Source organism: Streptomyces sp. NPDC016562, assembly GCF_043076955.1.
Classification (GTDB): domain Bacteria; phylum Actinomycetota; class Actinomycetes; order Streptomycetales; family Streptomycetaceae; genus Streptomyces.
Genome location: NZ_JBIBRZ010000004.1, coordinates 532,092 through 548,910, shown reverse-complemented (window position 1 = coordinate 548,910; position 16,819 = coordinate 532,092). Strand labels below are relative to the sequence as shown.

The window sequence follows — 16,819 nt, the reverse complement described above, 5'->3', positions numbered from 1 at the left end:
CGAGGAACTGACACGCCATGACGGCCACCGCCCCCGCTCCCTCCACGGCCCGCGCCCGTGCCACGGCAGTCCTGCCACGGCTCGCGCTGGTCCTCGCAGCCCTGCTGGCAACCCTGTTCGCCGCGGCCGCACCGGCCACGGCGCACGCCGCCCTCACCGCGAGCGACCCCAAGGACGGGGCGGTGGTCGCCACGGCGCCCGCCCAGGTCACGCTCTCCTTCTCGGAGCAGGTCGCCCTGGGCGACGACTCCATCCGCGTCCTGGACCCACGCGGCAAGCGCGTGGACACCGGCGAGCTGCGCGACATGTGCAGCGGCCACACCGTCCGCTACGGCACCGCCCTGCACGCCGGCCTGCCCAACGGCACCTACACCGTCGCCTGGCAGGCGATCTCGGCCGACAGCCATCCGATCGCCGGTGCCTTCACCTTCTCCATCGGCGAGCCCTCCGCCACCGATGTCACCCTTCCCACCGCACAGGTGGGCGGCGGACCGGTCGGCATCGCGTACGGGATCGCCCGCTACGCCGCCTACGCCGGCTTCACCGTCCTCGTGGGCGGCTCCGCCTTCATCCTGCTGTGCTGGCGCCGGGGCGCCGCCGAACGGCCGCTGCAAAAGCTCGTCGTGCGCGCCTGGGTCACTCTCACCGCCGCCACGCTCGCGATGCTGGTGCTCCGTACGCCGTACACGGGCTCGGGGAAGTTCACCGACGCGTTCGACCTCGACGGGCTCAGGGCGGTCCTGGAGACCAAGACCGGCGCCTCACTGATCTCGCGCCTGCTGCTGCTGGGCGCCGCCGCCCTCTTCATGGCAGTCCTCTTCGGCGTGTTCGCCCGCCGCCTGCACGAAGCCGAAGCCTCGGGGCCCCGAAGCGCCGAGGAGGTCAAGGACGTCAACGACCTGACCTTCGGCCTGGCCATCGGCGGCGCCGTGGTCTCCGGGGGCATCGCCGCCACCTGGGCCCTGTCCGAGCACGCGTCCACCGGCATCCAGCCCGGCCTGGCCATGCCCGCGGACATCCTGCACCTGCTGGCCGTCGCCACCTGGCTCGGCGGTCTGACCGCCCTGCTCGTCTGTCTCCACAAGGTGCCCGGGATCGAGCGCGAGGCCGTGCGGCGCTTCTCCCGGGTCGCCTTCGGCAGCGTCCTCGTGCTCGCCGTCACCGGCGTCTACCAGTCCTGGCGCCAGGTGGGCAGCTGGTCCGCCCTCACCGGTACCGACTACGGGCGGCTGCTGCTCCTGAAGGTCGGCCTGGTCGCCGTCCTGATCGGCCTCGGCTACGTGTCCCGGAAGTGGACCGCCCGTCTCGCCGACGCCCCGGCAGGCCTGACGAAGACCGACGCGTCCGAGGATGTTTCACGTGAAACAGGCCCCGACGTTTCACGTGAAACAAGCTCGGATGTTTCACGTGAAACGGAGCCGGTCTCCGTGCCGGCCGGAGGCGGTCCCGAACCCGATCCCGATCCCGAGCGCGCCGCCCAGCTCGCCCGGCAGCACGCCGCCCGCGAGAGCGCCCGCAAGAAGCAGGTCCGCGACGCCGATCCGGACCGCACCGGGCTGCGCCGCTCCGTCCTCGCGGAGGCCGGTGTCGCGGTGGTCCTGCTCGCCGTCGCCACGATCCTCACCAGCACCGAGCCCGGGCGCACGGTGGAGCGCGAGGCGGCCCGCGGTGCCACCGCCACGGCCGTCCCCGACCGCGCCGTGAAGATCACCCTGCCGTTCGACACCGGCGGCCAGAACGGCAAGGGCTCCCTCCGGCTCGAACTCGACCCGGGCCGGGTCGGCGCCAACACACTGCACCTGTGGGCCGACTCCGGCGACGGCCGGCCCTTCGACCTCCCCGAGGTCAAGGTCGCCTTCACCCTCCCGGCCAAGGACATCGGCCCGCTGCCGGTGGTACCCGACCAGGCCGCCCCCGGGCACTGGACCGCGTCCGGCGTCCAACTGCCCCTCGCGGGCGAGTGGCGCATCGACGTGACCGTCCGCACCTCCGACATCGACCAGACCACCGTCCAGAAGACCGTGAAGATCGGCTGAACAGCGTGACCGAGACCCACCCCGACATCGAGATCTCCCGGCGACGGCTGCTGGGCACGGTCGGCGCCGCGGGCGCCGCCGGGCTCGCGCTCGGCGGCGCAGGCGGCGCCCTGGCGCACTCCGCATTCTCCGGCACCGGGAACGGCCCCGCTGCGGGCGCCGCCGGAAGCCTGTCCTCCCTCGGGGCCACCCAGGTGGCCTTCGACGGGGACCACCAGGCCGGCATCACCACACCCCTGCAGGCCAAGGGGCACCTCGTCGCCTTCGACCTCGCCCCCGGGGCGGGCCGTACGGAGGCCGCCGCGCTGCTGCGGCGCTGGTCCGACACCGCCCGCCGGCTCATGGCCGGCGAGCCCGCCCCGACCGCCGACAGCGGGATCGCCCTCGACGCGGGACCGTCCTCCCTGACCGTGACATTCGGCTTCGGGCACTCCTTCTTCGGACGCACGGGGCTCACGGCCCGCCGTCCCGCCGCCCTCGACCCGCTGCCGGACTTCTCCTCCGACCGGCTCGACGCCCAGCGCAGCAACGGCGACCTGTGGATACAGATCGGCGCGAACGACGGGCTCGTCGCCTTCCACGCCCTGCGCGCCCTGCAGAAGGACGCCGGGGACGCCGCCCGCGTCCGCTGGCAGATGAACGGCTTCAACCGGTCCCCCGGCGCCACCGCCTCCCCGATGACCGCCCGCAACCTCATGGGCCAGATCGACGGCACCGGCAACCCGAAGCCCTCCGAGCCCGACTTCGACAAGCGGATCTTCGTCCCCGCCGCGGGCCCGGGGCCCGCCGAGCACGCCTGGATGGGCGGGGGCTCGTACGCGGTCGTCCGCCGCATCCGCATGCTCCTCGACGACTGGGACAAGCAGTCCCTCGCGCAGCAGGAGCAGGTCATCGGCCGGACCAAGGCCACCGGCGCCCCGCTGACCGGAGGCGGGGAGACCACCGAGATGGCGCTCGACAAGATCGGCGAGGACGGCAGGCCCGTCATCCCGGCCAACGCCCACGCCCGGATCTCCGCCCCCGAACAGAACGGCGGGGCCGCCATGCTGCGGCGCCCCTTCTCCTTCCACGACGGGATCGGCCCCGACGGCGCTCCGGACGCCGGACTCCTCTTCGTCTGCTGGCAGGCCGATCCGCTGCGCGGGTTCGTCCCCGTACAGCGCAAGCTCGACCGCGGCGACGCGCTGTCGGAGTTCATCCGGCACGAGTCCAGCGGCCTGTACGCCGTACCGCCCGGCCCCCGCGGCGGGGAGTACGTGGGACAGCGGCTGCTCGAAGGATGAACGGCTCCCCGGGGGCGGGCGGCCCGGCATTAGGCTGACCGCATGTCGGCCACCCGCTTCACGTATCTCGGTCCCGAGGGCACCTTCACCGAAGCCGCCCTGCGCACGCTCCCGGAAGCCGCCACCCGGGAGCTCGTCCCGATGGTGTCCGTCCCCGCGGCCCTGGACGCCGTACGCAACGGAGAGGCGGCTGCCGCCCTCGTCCCGATCGAGAACTCGGTGGAGGGCGGCGTCACCGCCACCCTCGACGAGCTGGCCTCGGGCGAGCCGCTGATGATCTACCGCGAGGTGCTGCTGCCCATCGCGTTCGCGCTGCTCGTGCGGCCCGGTACCGCCCTGTCGGACGTCAAGACGGTCACCGGGCACCCGGTCGCCCAGCCGCAGGTGCGCAACTGGCTGCGCGCGAACCTGCCCGACGCGGCGTGGGAGTCGGCCGCCTCGAACGCCGACGGCGCCCGGCTGGTCCAGGAGGGCCGCTTCGACGCCGCCTTCGCGGGCGAGTTCGCCGCCGCGACGTACGGGCTCGTCCCCCTGGTTACGGAGATCCACGACGCGGAGAACGCCGAGACCCGGTTCGTCCTGGTGGGGCGCCCGGCCCGGCCCGCCGCGCCGACCGGCGCCGACAAGACCTCCGTGGTGCTGTGGCTCGGCGACGACCGCCCCGGTGCGCTGCTGGAGCTCCTCCAGGAGTTCGCGGTCCGCGGGGTCAACCTCATGCTCATCCAGTCCCGTCCGACCGGACAGGGCATCGGCAACTACTGCTTCGCCGTGGACGCCGAGGGCCACATCAGCGACCGGCGGGTCAGCGAGGCGCTCATGGGCCTGAAGCGGACGTGTCCTCAGGTCCGCTTCCTCGGTTCCTACCCGCGTGCGGGTGTCGCTCAGAGTGATGTCCGAGCGCCTCGGGCGGGAACCTCCGACGGCGACTTCACGGCCGCCTCCGACTGGCTGGCACGCTGCCTCGACGGCCGGGCGTAGGACGGATCCACTGTCCACAGAGTTATCCACAGGGCTCGGTGCAGACCTGGGGACAAGTCGACAGAACGGCGTCGCCGGGTCGACATATCGGTAGGGGGTACCAGGTTTCGCGCTGGGGAGCGGAAGGTGAACGGCGTCACCCCTGTATCGCAGATCAACTCTTTGGGGCGAGTCATTCCCACCCGAATGAGTGTGTGAGGGGGGTTTGGGCTCTGATTCCTCTCGACCGCGTGGCGCCCAGGAATGATCTATTCCTGTGTCCACAGATGCGGCGCACAGCCTGTGGATAAGATGCGGCCCCCGGGAATTCCTGTGGACAAGGAACCGCCTCCGCTCCTGCTCAGAGCCTCCCCGCGCGCCAGCCTTTGCACCTTTTCGGCGAATCGGGCCGCTTTTATCGGCGCCCTGAGAAGGGTCACTTCCGGCCGAGCGTCAAGATTTATCCATACGTTGCAATTCGGACATAGCGACACGCAGCGTAATATCGGTGTGATCCCAGGAACCCCAGCCCGGTAGCCTGGAGGGGTGATTGACCTCCGGCTGCTCCGTGAAGACCCTGACCGTGTCCGCGCCTCGCAGCGCGCTCGTGGAGAGGACGTCGAACTCGTCGACGCACTGCTCTCCGCCGACGAGCGCCGCAGGTCCTCAGGCATGCGCTTCGACGAACTGCGCAATGAGCAGAGGTCCCTCGGCAAGCTCATCCCCAAGGCCTCCCCAGAGGAGCGGGCCGAGCTGCTGAAGAAGGCCGAGCGGCTCAAGCAGGACGTCAAGGCCGCCGAGGCCGAGCAGAACGAGGCCGACGAGGCCGCCAAGCGGCTCCTCCTCCAGCTCGGCAACATCGTCCACGAGGACGTTCCGGTCGGCGGCGAGGAGGACTTCACCGTCCTGGAGACGCACGGCACCATCCGCGACTTCGCCGCGGAGGGCTTCGAGCCCAAGGACCACCTGGAGCTCGGCGAGTCGCTCGGCGCCATCGACGTCGAGCGCGGCGCCAAGGTCTCCGGCTCGCGCTTCTACTACCTCACCGGTGTCGGCGCCCTGCTGGAGCTGGCCCTGGTCAACGCGGCCATCGCGCAGGCCACCGAGGCCGGCTTCATCCCGATGCTGACTCCGGCGCTGGTCCGCCCGCGCGCCATGGAGGGCACCGGCTTCCTCGGCCAGGCCGCGGAGAACGTCTACCACCTGGAGAAGGACGACTTCTACCTGGTCGGCACCTCCGAGGTCCCGCTCGCCGCGTACCACATGGACGAGATCATCGACGCCGAGAAGCTGCCGCTGCGCTACGCCGGCTTCTCCCCGTGCTTCCGCCGCGAGGCCGGCACGTACGGCAAGGACACCCGCGGCATCTTCCGCGTCCACCAGTTCGACAAGGTCGAGATGTTCTCGTACGTCGCGCCGGAGGAGGCCGAGGCCGAGCACCAGCGGCTCCTGGAATGGGAGAAGCAGTGGCTGACGAGCCTGGAGCTGCCGTTCCAGGTGATCGACGTCGCCACCGGTGACCTGGGCGCCTCCGCCTCGCGCAAGTTCGACTGCGAGGCGTGGATCCCCACCCAGGGCAAGTACCGCGAGCTGACCTCCGCCTCGAACTGCGACGGCTTCCAGGCCCGCCGGCTGTCGATCCGCTACCGCGACGGCAAGAAGACCCAGCCGCTGTCCACGCTGAACGGCACGCTGTGCGCCGTACCGCGCACGATCGTCGCGATCCTCGAGAACCACCAGCAGGCCGACGGTTCGGTACGGGTGCCCCAGGTGCTCCGTCCGTACCTCGGCGGCCGCGAGGTCCTGGAGCCGATCACCAAGTGACCCCGGCCCCGTTCCCGTACAAGCTCGTCGCGACCGATCTCGACGGCACGCTGCTGCGTGGTGACGACACCGTCTCGGAACGCACCCGTGAAGCGCTCGTCGCGGCCACCGCGGCGGGCGCGGCGCACATCGTCGTCACCGGCCGCTCCGTGCCCTGGACCCGGCACATCCTGGACGATCTCGGCTACCAGGGGATCGCGGTCTGTGGGCAGGGCGCGCAGGTCTACGACGCGGGTGCGCACCGGCTGCTGACCTCGGTGACGCTGGACCGGCAGCTGGCCGGTCTGGCGCTGTCGAAGCTGGAGGCCGAGATCGGACCGCTGGCCCTGGCGGCCAGCCGGGACGGGGTGGACGGCGAGGTCCTGATCGGGCCCGGTTACCAGGTACAGGAGGGCCTCCCGGCCGTCCACCTGGAGGACACCACCGCGGTGTGGACGGCTCCGCTGAACAAGCTCTACATCCAGCACCCCGGGCTGGACGAGGACGCGCTCGTCAAGGTGGCCCGGGAGACCGTGGGCAGCCTGGTCGACATCGTCATGGCGGGTCCCGGCATCGTCGAGATACTGCCGCTCGGCCTGACCAAGGCCACCGGCCTGTCGCTGGCCGCGCGCCGGCTGGGCGTGAAGGCGGCGGAGACGATCGCGTTCGGCGACATGCCCAACGACATCCCGATGTTCGGCTGGGCCGCACACGGCGTGGCGATGGCCAACGCCCACGCCGAGCTCACGGCGGTGGCCGACGAGGTGACGACCTCCAACGAGGAGGACGGCATCGCGGTGGTGCTGGAGCGTCTGCTGGGCGCCGCGTAACACGCAGGACGTAGGAGAGGTCCGGGACAGCCCGCGCCGTACGGCGCGCTCGAAGTGGCTGTCCCGGACCTTTTGTTGCTCCCCGCAGCACTCACTCTGCCCCTCGGCCACGCCGCGTACCAGCGATTTTCCGAGCGTCAGCCGTGGACCCGCCGACGGCGCCAGTAGGCGCCGGTGAGCACCGCGAGCAGCGGGCCCCACAGGAGCATGGGGGCGTAGGGCAGGGTCATGGCCCAGTAACCGATCCCGCGCGGCCAGGTCGGATCGGCCGCGTTGACGCCGTTCCAGAACCAGGCCGTGGCGAACGTGATGGCGGTGACGGCGATCGCCGCGAGGGCGTAGGGAATCACGACCAGCAGGCGGTGGATCCGGCGCCCCCCCGAGCCGGGGGATCCAGTGGGGGACCTCTTCGCCCCAGCGCTGGACCAGCCCGAGGGCCGCCAGTCCCAGCAACTCCTGGAAGACGCAGAGGGCGACCAGGTAGAGGGATCCCCAGCCCGGGAACTGGGAGTGGTGGTGCGGGCTGCCCACGCCGAAGCCGAGCGGGACGCCCGTGGCCATGACCAGCCGCCACAGGCAGCTCGGGAGCACCGTGAGCGCGGCAGCGTGGGCCGCCCGCCGGAGCCAGGGGGAGACCGTGGCGACGGTGGCGGTGGCGCGGACGTCGTCGGTGGCGCTGGTGGTGACGGCTGCAGACATGGTCACGTCCTGTTCCGGAGGGGTCGGTGATGTCTCCAGCCTCGTCGGCGGGGTCCTGCGGAACCATCCGCTGATCAGCAGGTCCGCGCGGGTACGCGACCGCCCGCCTCTGCCGAACGGCAGATGGCCCACCCGGGCAGGCACTCGTAGGGTCGGCCTCATGAACGTCAACCTCCGTGCCGCGCAGGCCCCGTTGCTCGCCTCGGCTGCCGTCGTCGGTATCGCCGCGTCGTTCCTGCACGCGCCCGCGTCATGGACGCTGCTCTGGGTCTGTCTCCTGCTGCCGCTGATCGGTTTCGTGGCCCGCTGGTCTCCCGTGCGGTCGGGGGCCGTAGCGGGTGTCTTGGGCGTGGCGGGCGTCGCGCTGTGGCCTGTTCCGCTGGTGCGGGAGACGGGATCATGGCTGGAGGCCTGCGGGGCGGCGGCGTTCTGGCTGCTGCCCGCCCTGGGGGCCGCGCTGGCCGGCGGCTATCTGCGTCGCCAGGCCGGCCGGGTGGGGCGGGCCGTTGTGGACGCGCGCCGCGAGCAGCAGTTGGAGCTGGCCCGGGACCTGCATGACTTCGTGGCGCACGACGTGAGCGCCATCGTGGTGCAGGCGCAGGCGGCCCGGTTCGTGGCCGCGCAGGACCCCGGGCAGGCGGTGCGCGCGCTGGAGCGGATCGAGGCGGCTGGGCTGAGCGCCCTGGCTTCGATGGACCGGACGGTGCACGCGCTGCAGGAGGCGGCGGGCGGGCCGACGGCACCGGTGCCGGGCCTCGCTCAACTGCCGGAGCTGGTGGGGCGGTTCGAGGGCGGGAAGCTGGAGGCGGACGCGGCGGCGGTACGGGAACTGTCGCGCGAGGCCGACACGACGGCGTACCGCGTGGCGGTCGAAGCGCTGACGAACGTACGCCGGCACGCGCCGGGGGCGGCCGTGGTGCAGGTCGCCGTACGCCGGGTGGGGGCGGGTACGGAGATCAGCGTGGCCAACTCCGCGCCGACCCGGGGCGCGAGCGGCCTGCGGGGGCGCAAGCGGCGCGGCGGAACGGGGCTTGCCGGTCTGCGCGGACGGGTGGAGGCGGCGGGCGGCACCTTGCGGGCCGGGGCGAGCGGGGACGGCGGCTGGCTGGTTTCAGCGGTGTTCCCGGTGGCGGCCGGCCCAGAGGGGTGATCATGGCTGCGTGACCACACGCATCCTGATAGCCGACGACCAAGAGGACATCCGCAGCGGCTTCCGGTTGATACTCGATTCGCAGCCGGACATGACCGTGGTGGGTGAGGCGGCGGACGGGGAGAGCGCGGTGGCGCTGGCCCGTGAGCTGCGGCCGGACGTGGTGCTGGCGGACATCCGGATGCCGCGGCTGGACGGGCTGGAGGTCACCCGGCTCCTGACGCCGCAGACTCGGGTGGTAGTCGTGACCACCTTCGACCTCGACGAGTACGTGCACACCGCGCTGCGCAACGGCGCCTGCGGTTTCCTGCTGAAGCGATCGGGACCGACGCTGCTGATCGAGGGCGTGCGGGCGGCGATGGCCGGGGACACCCTGATCAGTCCGCAGATCACGGTGCGGCTGCTGAGCCGGCTGACGCAAGCGGGTCCGGTCGCCCGGCCCGCCGCGCATCCGCTGACGGGCCGGGAGCTGGAGATCGTACGGCTGGTGGCGCGGGGACTCACCAACGCCGAGATCGGCGCGGAGCTGTTCATCAGCGTCGGGACGGCCAAGACCCACATCGCGAACGTTCAGGCGAAGCTGGGCGCTCGCAACCGGGTGGGGATCGCCGCGTGGGCCTGGGAGCACGGTGTGGCACAACCGGAGACGGAAGCCGAGTAGGCGTGTTTCACGTGAAACACGGTTCGCGGAACAGGTTCACGGCGTCACGGCGTCACGCCGTCACGGCGTCACGGGGTCACGGGGTCATGTTTCACGTGAAACAACGCGGCGCGTGAGCGGCCAGGCGAGCAGGCCGACGGCGAGCGCGATGGCATGGCCGAGGTCGGTGAAGGTGCCGCCGGTGGCGAGGGGGACGCCGAAGAACGTGACCGCTCCGGCCAGGTAGATCCACTTCCAGGGGCCGGGAAGCCGGTAGGTGAGGACACCCACGGCGGCGGCGAGCCCGTAGCTGACTCCGATGTCGACGACATGGGTCATGCTGCGCGGGGCGCGGTGGTCCTGGATGGCCATCAGCAGGAGCTTCTGGCTGACCAGGGTGGCGACGACGTGGGCGCTCGCGACGATCGTGAGCCACCGCAGGGTGCCGAGCCAGCGTTCCACGGGGGCGTGGAACAGCTCGAACAGCACGGCGTACAGGGCGAGCGAGGCCGGGTTCTCGATCCAGAAGGCGCTGCTGAGCAGGGCCCGGACGGGGTACCTGTCGAGCTGATGGATGTTGCTGCTGTTGCGGTGGAGTAGGACGTGCTCGACCCGGTCGGGCGCGATGACGACGACGATGCTGGTGAGGGCGATGATCAGCAGCCAGATGTGCGTCCCAGGCGAGGAGCGTATCCAGGACCTGAGAGGCCTGGCCGGCTCCGGCGCGGTGTGCTCGATCATGCACCGATGATGACCCGCAAAGCTGTGCCCCGCCTGGCCGACGGGCCGGGCGGGGCACAGCTTCGGAGGGGGTGCGGGCACCACCGGGTCTACTCGTCGCCCGCCAGGGTGAGGCGGCGCAGCTTCTGGCCCGCGTAGACGGTGGCGCCCACGGTGACCGTGGCGAGCAGGATCGCGGCGGTGGGCAGGCCGACGCTGGCGTCGACGTAGCCCGGTCCGGCGACGCGCTCGGCGAGGGAAAGGGCCCACTGCTGGACGCTGAGGGTCTTGGCGCCGGAGACCAGGCTGCCGAAGAGCGACTCCCAGATCAGTGCGTAGACCAAGCCGAAGACGACCGCGTGCCGGCTGACGGTGCCCAGCAGCAGGAACAGCGCGCTGTAGGCGATCGAGGCGACGAGGGCCGCGACCGTGTAGGCGACGGCGATCTGCTGGCCGTTGCCGTTGAGGATGAACCCGGCGATCAGGGTGGGGATCGCGGAGAAGGCCATGGTGACGGCGATCGCGACGATCAGCTTGGTCATGATGATCGTCGGGCGCTTCACCGGCTTGGCGAGCAGGTAGACGATGGAGCCGTCGTCGATCTCCGGGCCGATGGCGCCGGTGCCGGCGATGACGCCGATCAGCGGAACCATGGTGGCGAGGGCGAAGCCCCCCAGCAGGTCCGCGGCGACCTTGTCGTCCACGCCGGCGAAGCCGCGGACGGCGAGGGCGATGAGGATCAGCAGGGCGGGCAGCGCGAAGAGGATCAGCGCACGGCGCCGGCCGAGCAGGGCCCGGTAGGTGAGCCGGGCAACGGTGGGGTCATACATGGGTGCCAGCTCCTTTCAGGCCGCGACGAGGTAGGAGAAGACCGATTCGAGGGACTCGTCGGAAGGCGAGACCGTCAGCAGCCGGATGCCGTGGGCACGGGCCACACGGGGGAGCAGCTCGGTGAACCGGCCGAAGTCGACGGCCTGGATGCGCAGTGCGCCCTCCTTGTGGTCGACCTCGATGCCGGCGGTGGAGGGGTCGGCGATCAGGGCCGCGGCGAGGGCCCTGTCGTCGGAGGAGCGGATGAAGTAGCGGTGCGGGCGGTCCGTCATCAGGCGGCGGATCTTGCGGAAGTCGCCGGAGGCGGCGTGCCGGCCGGCGACGACCACCTCGATGTGCGAGGCCAGCTGTTCGACCTCCTCCAGGATGTGGGAGGAGAACAGGACGGTGCGTCCCTCGTCTCCCATCCGCCGCAGCAGGTCCATCAGCTGCATGCGCTGGCGCGGGTCCATGCCGTTGAAGGGCTCGTCGAGGAGCAGCACGGACGGGTCGTGGACCAGGGCGGAGGCCATCTTCACGCGCTGGCGCATGCCCTTGGAGTAGGTGGAGATCTTGCGGTCCTGGGCGTACTCCATCTCGACGGTGGCGAGCGCCCGCTGGGCGGCCGCGTCGTCGAGGCCGTGGAGCTCGGCGTTGGCGACGACGAACTCCCGGCCGGTGAGGAAGTCGTACATGGCCTCGCGCTCGGGCACGACGCCGATCTGCTTGTACACCTGCTCGTTGCCCCAGATCGCGGCGCCGTCGAGGGTGACGGTGCCCGTGGAGGGGGAGAGGAAGCCGCCCATCATGTTGATGAGCGTGGACTTGCCCGCACCGTTGGGGCCCAGCAGTCCGGTGACGCCGGGGCCGATGCGCATGGTCACGTCGTTGACGGCGACGACGTTCCCGAACCAGCGGGAGGTGTGGTCGATGTCGATGGTGGTCACAGCCCGGCCTTCCGGTAGCGGGCCATCAGGGCGGCGTACGAGCCGACGATGAGGCCGAGGATGACGAGCAGGTAGACGATGCCGACGCCGCCCGAGGGACCCTCGCCGCCGGGGAAGGTGGACTCGGCGCCGAGGAAGGCGGTCTGCAGGCCGTCGATGAGCGTGATCGGGGAGAACAGGCCCATCCACTCGATGGGCCCGGTGTTCCCGGTGGAGTAGGCGACGCCCTGCACCGCGGTGACCGCGCCGTAGGGGATCAGCAGCAGGGCGATGACGGCGGCGACGCCGAACCCGCGGCGCGGGGTGAGCGCGGCCATGACGAGGCCGAGGCCGGAGAAGAGCAGCGACAGCAGCAGAACCGACACCAGTCCCTGTCCGAATCCCTTGGTCTGGTCGGCGAAGTCGAACTTCGCCAGGAGCGCGCCGATCCACATGATCAGCAGCGGAGTCGCGGTGAGGACGAACAGGGCCGAGGCCATGGCCGCGTACTTGGCCACCACGTAGTCGACGCGTTCGATGGGCCGCGAGAAGTAGAGCGGCACCGTCTTGAAGCGCAGGTCCCGCGAGACGGACTGCGGGGCCTGGGAGGCGAGGAAGAGGTAGACGATCACCTGCGTGGTCACGGCGTACGTCGTGTACTTGATCGGCAGTGTGGTGGAGCCGGGGATGTTGATGGCGACCGCGACGAGGATCAGCGCGGGCACGCACATCACCGCGAAGAGGATCATCGGCAGGATCTTGGACTTGGCGGAGCGGCCGAGTCCGTAGGCGCCGCGCAGGGATTGCGAGAACAGCGACCGGCGGCCGTAGGCGCGGCCGAGCCGGGGGCCGTCGTAGGACCGGTAGCCGATGTTGTGGATCTGGGTCGAGGTGTCAGGCGCCATCGGAACCGGCTCCCTTCTGCTGGACGGGGTACGAGGACGGGTCGTTGTCGCGGAAGACCTCCGCGATGTGGTGGCGGCGCTGTTCCATGCGGACCAGGCCGAGACCGAGGTCGGCGACGGTGTCGCGGACGGTGTCGTACGTCTCCTCGCCGGTGGCCTCGACCAGCAGGATGTGGCCGGCGCCGGGCAGGCCCTGCTCCGTGCCCACGTGCAGGGTGATGCCAGCCGCCGTGAGCGCCCCCCGCAGGGCGGCGGTGCCGTCCGGGTGGAGGTCGGAGTCGGTGACCTCGACCGCGAGGGTCGTCGTCGTCTGGGTGAAGTCGCTGGTGGAACTGGAGCGCAGCAGCTTGCCGCCGTCGACGACCACCACGTGGTCGCAGGTCCGCTCCAGCTCACCCAGGAGGTGGGAGGTGACCAGGACGGAGATGCCGAAGTCCGTGTAGACGCGGCGGATCAGGCCGAGCATCTCGTCGCGGCCCACCGGGTCCAGGCCGTTGGTCGGCTCGTCGAGGAGGACCAGCTGCGGGTCGTGGACCAGCGCCTGGGCGAGTTTGACGCGCTGTTTCATACCCGTGGAGTAGCCGCCGATGGGGCGGTAGCGCTCCTCGTACAGCCCGACGTGGCGCAGGGTGTCGGCGGTGCGCTCGCGGGCCGCGGTGGGCGGCAGCCCGGACATGCGCGCCATGTGGACGACGAACTCGGTGGCCGAGACGTCGGGTGGCAGGCAGTCGTGCTCGGGCATGTAGCCGACGCGTTCACGGATGGCGCTGCCATGCGTGGCGACGTCGAGGCCGAGCACGGCGGCGCTGCCCTCGGTGGCGGGGGACAGTCCCAGCAGAATTTTGATCAGCGTGGACTTGCCGGCTCCGTTGGCGCCCACGAGGCCGGTCACACCGGGCCCGATGTCCAGGGAGAGCCGGTCGAGGGCGGTCACTCGGGGATACCGCTTGCTCAGGCTTTCAGTCGCGATGACAGTCACGGCTCCGACGTTAGTGGTGGAGCCCTCGTGAAACGTCAGACCTGGAGCTGGATCGCGTCTCAGCCTTACGGCGTACATACCCGTACTGGAGGCTGATGCCGCCGCGAGAACTTTATCCACAGGTCTGTGCACGGCCCTTGACGTGACCTCCGGTCATTGTCACATTCATCAGTGTCAAGTTACGGGCGCGTACGGCTGCATGGATGGGCGGGCTGACATGGCTGGGGACACCAGGCAACGCACCACGCGACTCTCCGGACGGCTCTCCGGGAAACCCGCGGTCGACCTGAGCGGGTTCAGGGAGGTGCAGCGCCTCGCGTACGAGTGCGCCGAGGAGGTCGCGGCCCAGCTGCGGCCGGGCGTGACCGAGCGCGAGGCGGCGCGGATGCAGCGCGCGTGGCTGCGCGAGCGCGGGGTGCGGGACTGGCTGCACCTGCCCTTCGCCTGGTTCGGCGACCGCACCGCCTTCACGAACTTCAGGATCCCGCTGCAGTTCTTCCCCACGGACCGGAAGCTGGAGCCGGGGATGCCCTTCATCCTCGACATGGCGCCGGTCCTCAACGGGTGCGCGGCCGACATCGGCTATTCGGGCAGCCTCGGGCTCAATCCGGTCCAGGACCGGCTCATGGCCGACCTCCAGGCCCACCGGATGCTGATCCTGGAGCAGGTGCGGGAGCGCCTCTCGCTGCGCGAGATATACGAGAACGTCGAGCAGCTCATGAACCGGCAGGGGTACGCCAACCGGCACCGCGCCTATCCGTTCGGTGTGATCGCCCACAAGATCGACCGGATCAAGGAGCGCCGCTGGTCGCCGACCGCGTTCGGCTTCGGCACGCAGTCCCTCAAGGGGCTGGCCGGGGACATGCTGCACGGGCACCGGGAGGGCTGGTCCCCGCTGTGGAGCCCGTACCACTTCTCCGACCACCCGCCGCAGCCCGGACTGTGGGCGGTGGAGCCGCATCTGGGATTCCGGGGCACCGGCGCGAAGTTCGAGGAGATCCTGGTGGTCACCGACTCCCTGGATCCCCAGGAGAGCGCGTTCTGGCTGGACGACGATCTGCCGCACGTGCGGCGCTGGGCCGAGGAGAGGGCAGCATGAGCGGCATGAGCGGCAAGAACGGCATCAACGGAGCGGGAACGGCCGGACCGGCCGGGGCGCGCGAGCGCCGGGTGAGCACCGGCGGGGTGGACCTGTGCGTCGTCGAGCTCGGCGAGGAGGACCGCCCGACCGTCGTGCTCGTGCACGGCTACCCCGACAGCAAAGAGGTGTGGTCCGAGGTCGCCGAGCGGCTGGCGGCCCGCTTCCACGTCGTGCTCTACGACGTACGCGGCCACGGGCGCTCCACCGCTCCGCAGCCGCTGCGCGGGGGTTTCACCCTGGAGAAGCTGACCGACGACTTCCTGGCGGTGGCGGAGGCGGTCAGCCCGGACCGGCCGGTGCACCTGGTCGGCCACGACTGGGGATCCGTACAGGGCTGGGAGTTCGCGACGGTCGCCCGTACCGAGGGGCGGATCGCCTCCTTCACCTCGGTGTCGGGGCCCTGCCTCGACCACTTCGGGCACTGGCTCAAGAAGCGCAGGTCGCGGCCCACCCCGCGCGCGGTGGCGCAGCTCCTGGGCCAGGGCGCCAAGTCCTGGTACATCTACCTGCTGCACACCCCCGTCCTGCCGGAGCTCGCCTGGCGCGGACCGCTCGGCAAGCGGTGGCCCGCGATCCTCCAGCGCGCCGAGAAGATCCCGGCCGGCGACTACCCCACCGCCTCGCTGCCTTCGGACGCGGCGCACGGAGCCTGGCTCTACCGCGACAACGTGCGTGCGCGGCTGCGCCGGCCGCGGCCGGACGCGTACGCGCACGTACCGGTCCAGCTGATCACCCCGACCGAGGACGCCTTCCTCTCCGAGCGGCTCTACGACGGACTGGAGCGGTGGGCCCCGGACCTGCTGCGGCGGAGCCTGCCCGCCAAGCACTGGGTGCCCCGGACCCGGCCCGACCAACTGGTCGCCTGGATCACCGACTTCGTCACCTCCCGGGAGGAGCCGGCCACACGGGCGCCGGAGCGCAAGGCGCCGGGCAAGTACGCCGACCGCTTCCACGGCCAGCTGGTCCTGGTGACCGGCGCGGCGAGCGGCATCGGCCGGGCCACCGCCTTCGCCTTCGCCGAGGCCGGGGCGCGCGTGGTGGCCGTGGACCGGGACGGCGAGGGCGCGGCGCGCACGGCCGACATGGCACGCCTCGTCGGCGCCCCCGAGGCCTGGGGCGAGTGCGTGGACGTCAGCGACGAGCAGGCGATGGAGAAGCTCGCGGTGAAGGTCGCCGCCGAGTACGGGATCGTGGACGTCCTGGTCAACAACGCCGGGATCGGCCTGTCCGGGGCCTTCCTCGACACGAGCGCCGAGGACTGGAAGAAGGTCCTGGACGTCAATCTGTGGGGCGTCATCCACGGCTGCCGGATATTCGGCAAGCAGATGGCCGAGCGCGGCCAGGGCGGACACATCGTCAACACCGCCTCCGCCGCGGCCTACCTGCCGTCCAGGACCCTGCCCGCCTACAGCACCTCGAAGGCCGCGGTGCTGATGCTGTCGGAGTGCCTGCGCGCGGAACTGGCCTCGAAGTCGATCGGCGTCTCCGCGATCTGCCCCGGCATCGTCAACACCAACATCACCGCCACCTCCCGTTTCGCCGGGGTGGACGCGGCCGAGGAGAAGCGCCGTCAGGAACGCTCCTCGCGGCTGTACGGGCTGCGCAACTTCCCGCCGGAGAAGGTCGCCGACGCGATCCTGCGGGCCGTGGTGCGCAACGAGGCGCTCGTCCCCGTGACCCCGGAGTCCAAGGGCGCCCTGTGGATGTCCCGCTTCGCCCCGCGCACCCTGCGGCGCCTGGCGAAGGTGGAGCCCAGGCTGTGACCGCGGCCCCGTACGACAGAGGGCTCGCCGCGGCCATACCCCGCTCCTCGCGGCGGTCGTACCATCCCACGCAGGAGGACTCACTGCGCAGGGCGGTCGAGTGCCTCGCGGCCGCACCGGCCGCCCGGGCCGCGGCCCGTGGCGCGGCCGGCCGGGCCGCGATGTCGTAGGGAGCCG

At 71.3% G+C, this 16,819-nt stretch carries 15 protein-coding genes; 9 read left to right on the top strand and 6 right to left on the bottom strand.

Annotated features, from left to right (window positions below; translation table 11 throughout):
• Window positions 1-17: 17 nt before the first annotated feature.
• From ACF059_RS21020 to ACF059_RS21000, 5 genes are all read left to right on the top strand, one after another.
• Entirely contained in the window at window positions 18-2,036 is a 2,019-nt protein-coding gene (locus ACF059_RS21020) for a copper resistance CopC/CopD family protein (protein WP_392059275.1), read from the top strand.
• 5 nt (window positions 2,037-2,041) lie between these two features.
• Complete coding sequence (efeB, locus tag ACF059_RS21015; RefSeq protein WP_392059272.1) at window positions 2,042-3,319, top strand: iron uptake transporter deferrochelatase/peroxidase subunit; 1,278 nt, start codon at window positions 2,042-2,044, stop codon at window positions 3,317-3,319.
• 42 nt (window positions 3,320-3,361) lie between these two features.
• A complete protein-coding gene (pheA, locus tag ACF059_RS21010; protein WP_360900195.1) occupies window positions 3,362-4,297 on the top strand; it encodes a prephenate dehydratase in 936 nt (311 codons plus the stop codon).
• Window positions 4,298-4,822: 525 nt separating this feature from the next.
• Window positions 4,823-6,100: a serine--tRNA ligase gene (gene serS / locus ACF059_RS21005; RefSeq protein ID WP_392059268.1), complete on the top strand. Its 1,278-nt coding sequence runs from the start codon at window positions 4,823-4,825 to the stop codon at window positions 6,098-6,100.
• Window positions 6,097-6,909, top strand: coding sequence for an HAD family hydrolase (locus ACF059_RS21000; RefSeq protein WP_366866148.1), 813 nt, complete (start codon window positions 6,097-6,099; stop codon window positions 6,907-6,909). The genes serS and ACF059_RS21000 overlap by 4 nt, the downstream gene beginning before the upstream one ends.
• A 137-nt stretch (window positions 6,910-7,046) precedes the next feature.
• On the opposite strand, the gene ACF059_RS20995 is transcribed toward ACF059_RS21000, so the two are convergent.
• Complete coding sequence (locus ACF059_RS20995; protein WP_392059265.1) at window positions 7,047-7,259, bottom strand: hypothetical protein; 213 nt, start codon at window positions 7,257-7,259, stop codon at window positions 7,047-7,049.
• 509 nt (window positions 7,260-7,768) lie between these two features.
• Here ACF059_RS20995 and ACF059_RS20990 point away from each other — a divergent pair.
• On the top strand, window positions 7,769-8,758 hold the full coding sequence (locus ACF059_RS20990) for a sensor histidine kinase (RefSeq protein WP_392059262.1): 990 nt from the start codon (window positions 7,769-7,771) through the stop codon (window positions 8,756-8,758).
• A gap of 10 nt (window positions 8,759-8,768) precedes the next feature.
• Entirely contained in the window at window positions 8,769-9,419 is a 651-nt protein-coding gene (locus ACF059_RS20985) for a response regulator (protein ID WP_392059259.1), read from the top strand.
• Between the two features lie 84 nt (window positions 9,420-9,503).
• Here the strand turns inward: ACF059_RS20985 and ACF059_RS20980 are convergent, their stop codons facing one another.
• The 5 genes from ACF059_RS20980 to ACF059_RS20960 all read right to left on the bottom strand — a co-directional run bounded on the left by ACF059_RS20980 (window position 9,504) and on the right by ACF059_RS20960 (window position 13,738).
• Window positions 9,504-10,139, bottom strand: coding sequence for a rhomboid-like protein (locus tag ACF059_RS20980; RefSeq protein WP_392059256.1), 636 nt, complete (start codon window positions 10,137-10,139; stop codon window positions 9,504-9,506).
• 89 nt (window positions 10,140-10,228) lie between these two features.
• On the bottom strand, window positions 10,229-10,948 hold the full coding sequence (locus tag ACF059_RS20975) for an ABC transporter permease (protein ID WP_361940010.1): 720 nt from the start codon (window positions 10,946-10,948) through the stop codon (window positions 10,229-10,231).
• 15 nt (window positions 10,949-10,963) lie between these two features.
• Complete coding sequence (locus tag ACF059_RS20970) at window positions 10,964-11,875, bottom strand: ABC transporter ATP-binding protein (RefSeq protein WP_392059252.1); 912 nt, start codon at window positions 11,873-11,875, stop codon at window positions 10,964-10,966.
• Window positions 11,872-12,759, bottom strand: coding sequence for an ABC transporter permease (locus ACF059_RS20965; protein WP_392059249.1), 888 nt, complete (start codon window positions 12,757-12,759; stop codon window positions 11,872-11,874). Before ACF059_RS20965 ends, ACF059_RS20970 begins: the two co-directional genes overlap by 4 nt.
• A complete protein-coding gene (locus ACF059_RS20960) occupies window positions 12,749-13,738 on the bottom strand; it encodes an ABC transporter ATP-binding protein (protein WP_366866144.1) in 990 nt (329 codons plus the stop codon). The genes ACF059_RS20965 and ACF059_RS20960 overlap by 11 nt, the downstream gene beginning before the upstream one ends.
• Before the next feature lie 217 nt (window positions 13,739-13,955).
• On the opposite strand from ACF059_RS20960, the gene ACF059_RS20955 reads away from it, so the two are divergent.
• Entirely contained in the window at window positions 13,956-14,837 is an 882-nt protein-coding gene (locus tag ACF059_RS20955; RefSeq protein ID WP_392059246.1) for a M24 family metallopeptidase, read from the top strand.
• Window positions 14,838-14,842: 5 nt separating this feature from the next.
• Window positions 14,843-16,642, top strand: a complete 1,800-nt coding sequence (locus ACF059_RS20950; RefSeq protein WP_392059561.1) for an SDR family oxidoreductase — start codon at window positions 14,843-14,845, stop codon at window positions 16,640-16,642.
• Window positions 16,643-16,819: the final 177 nt, after the last annotated feature.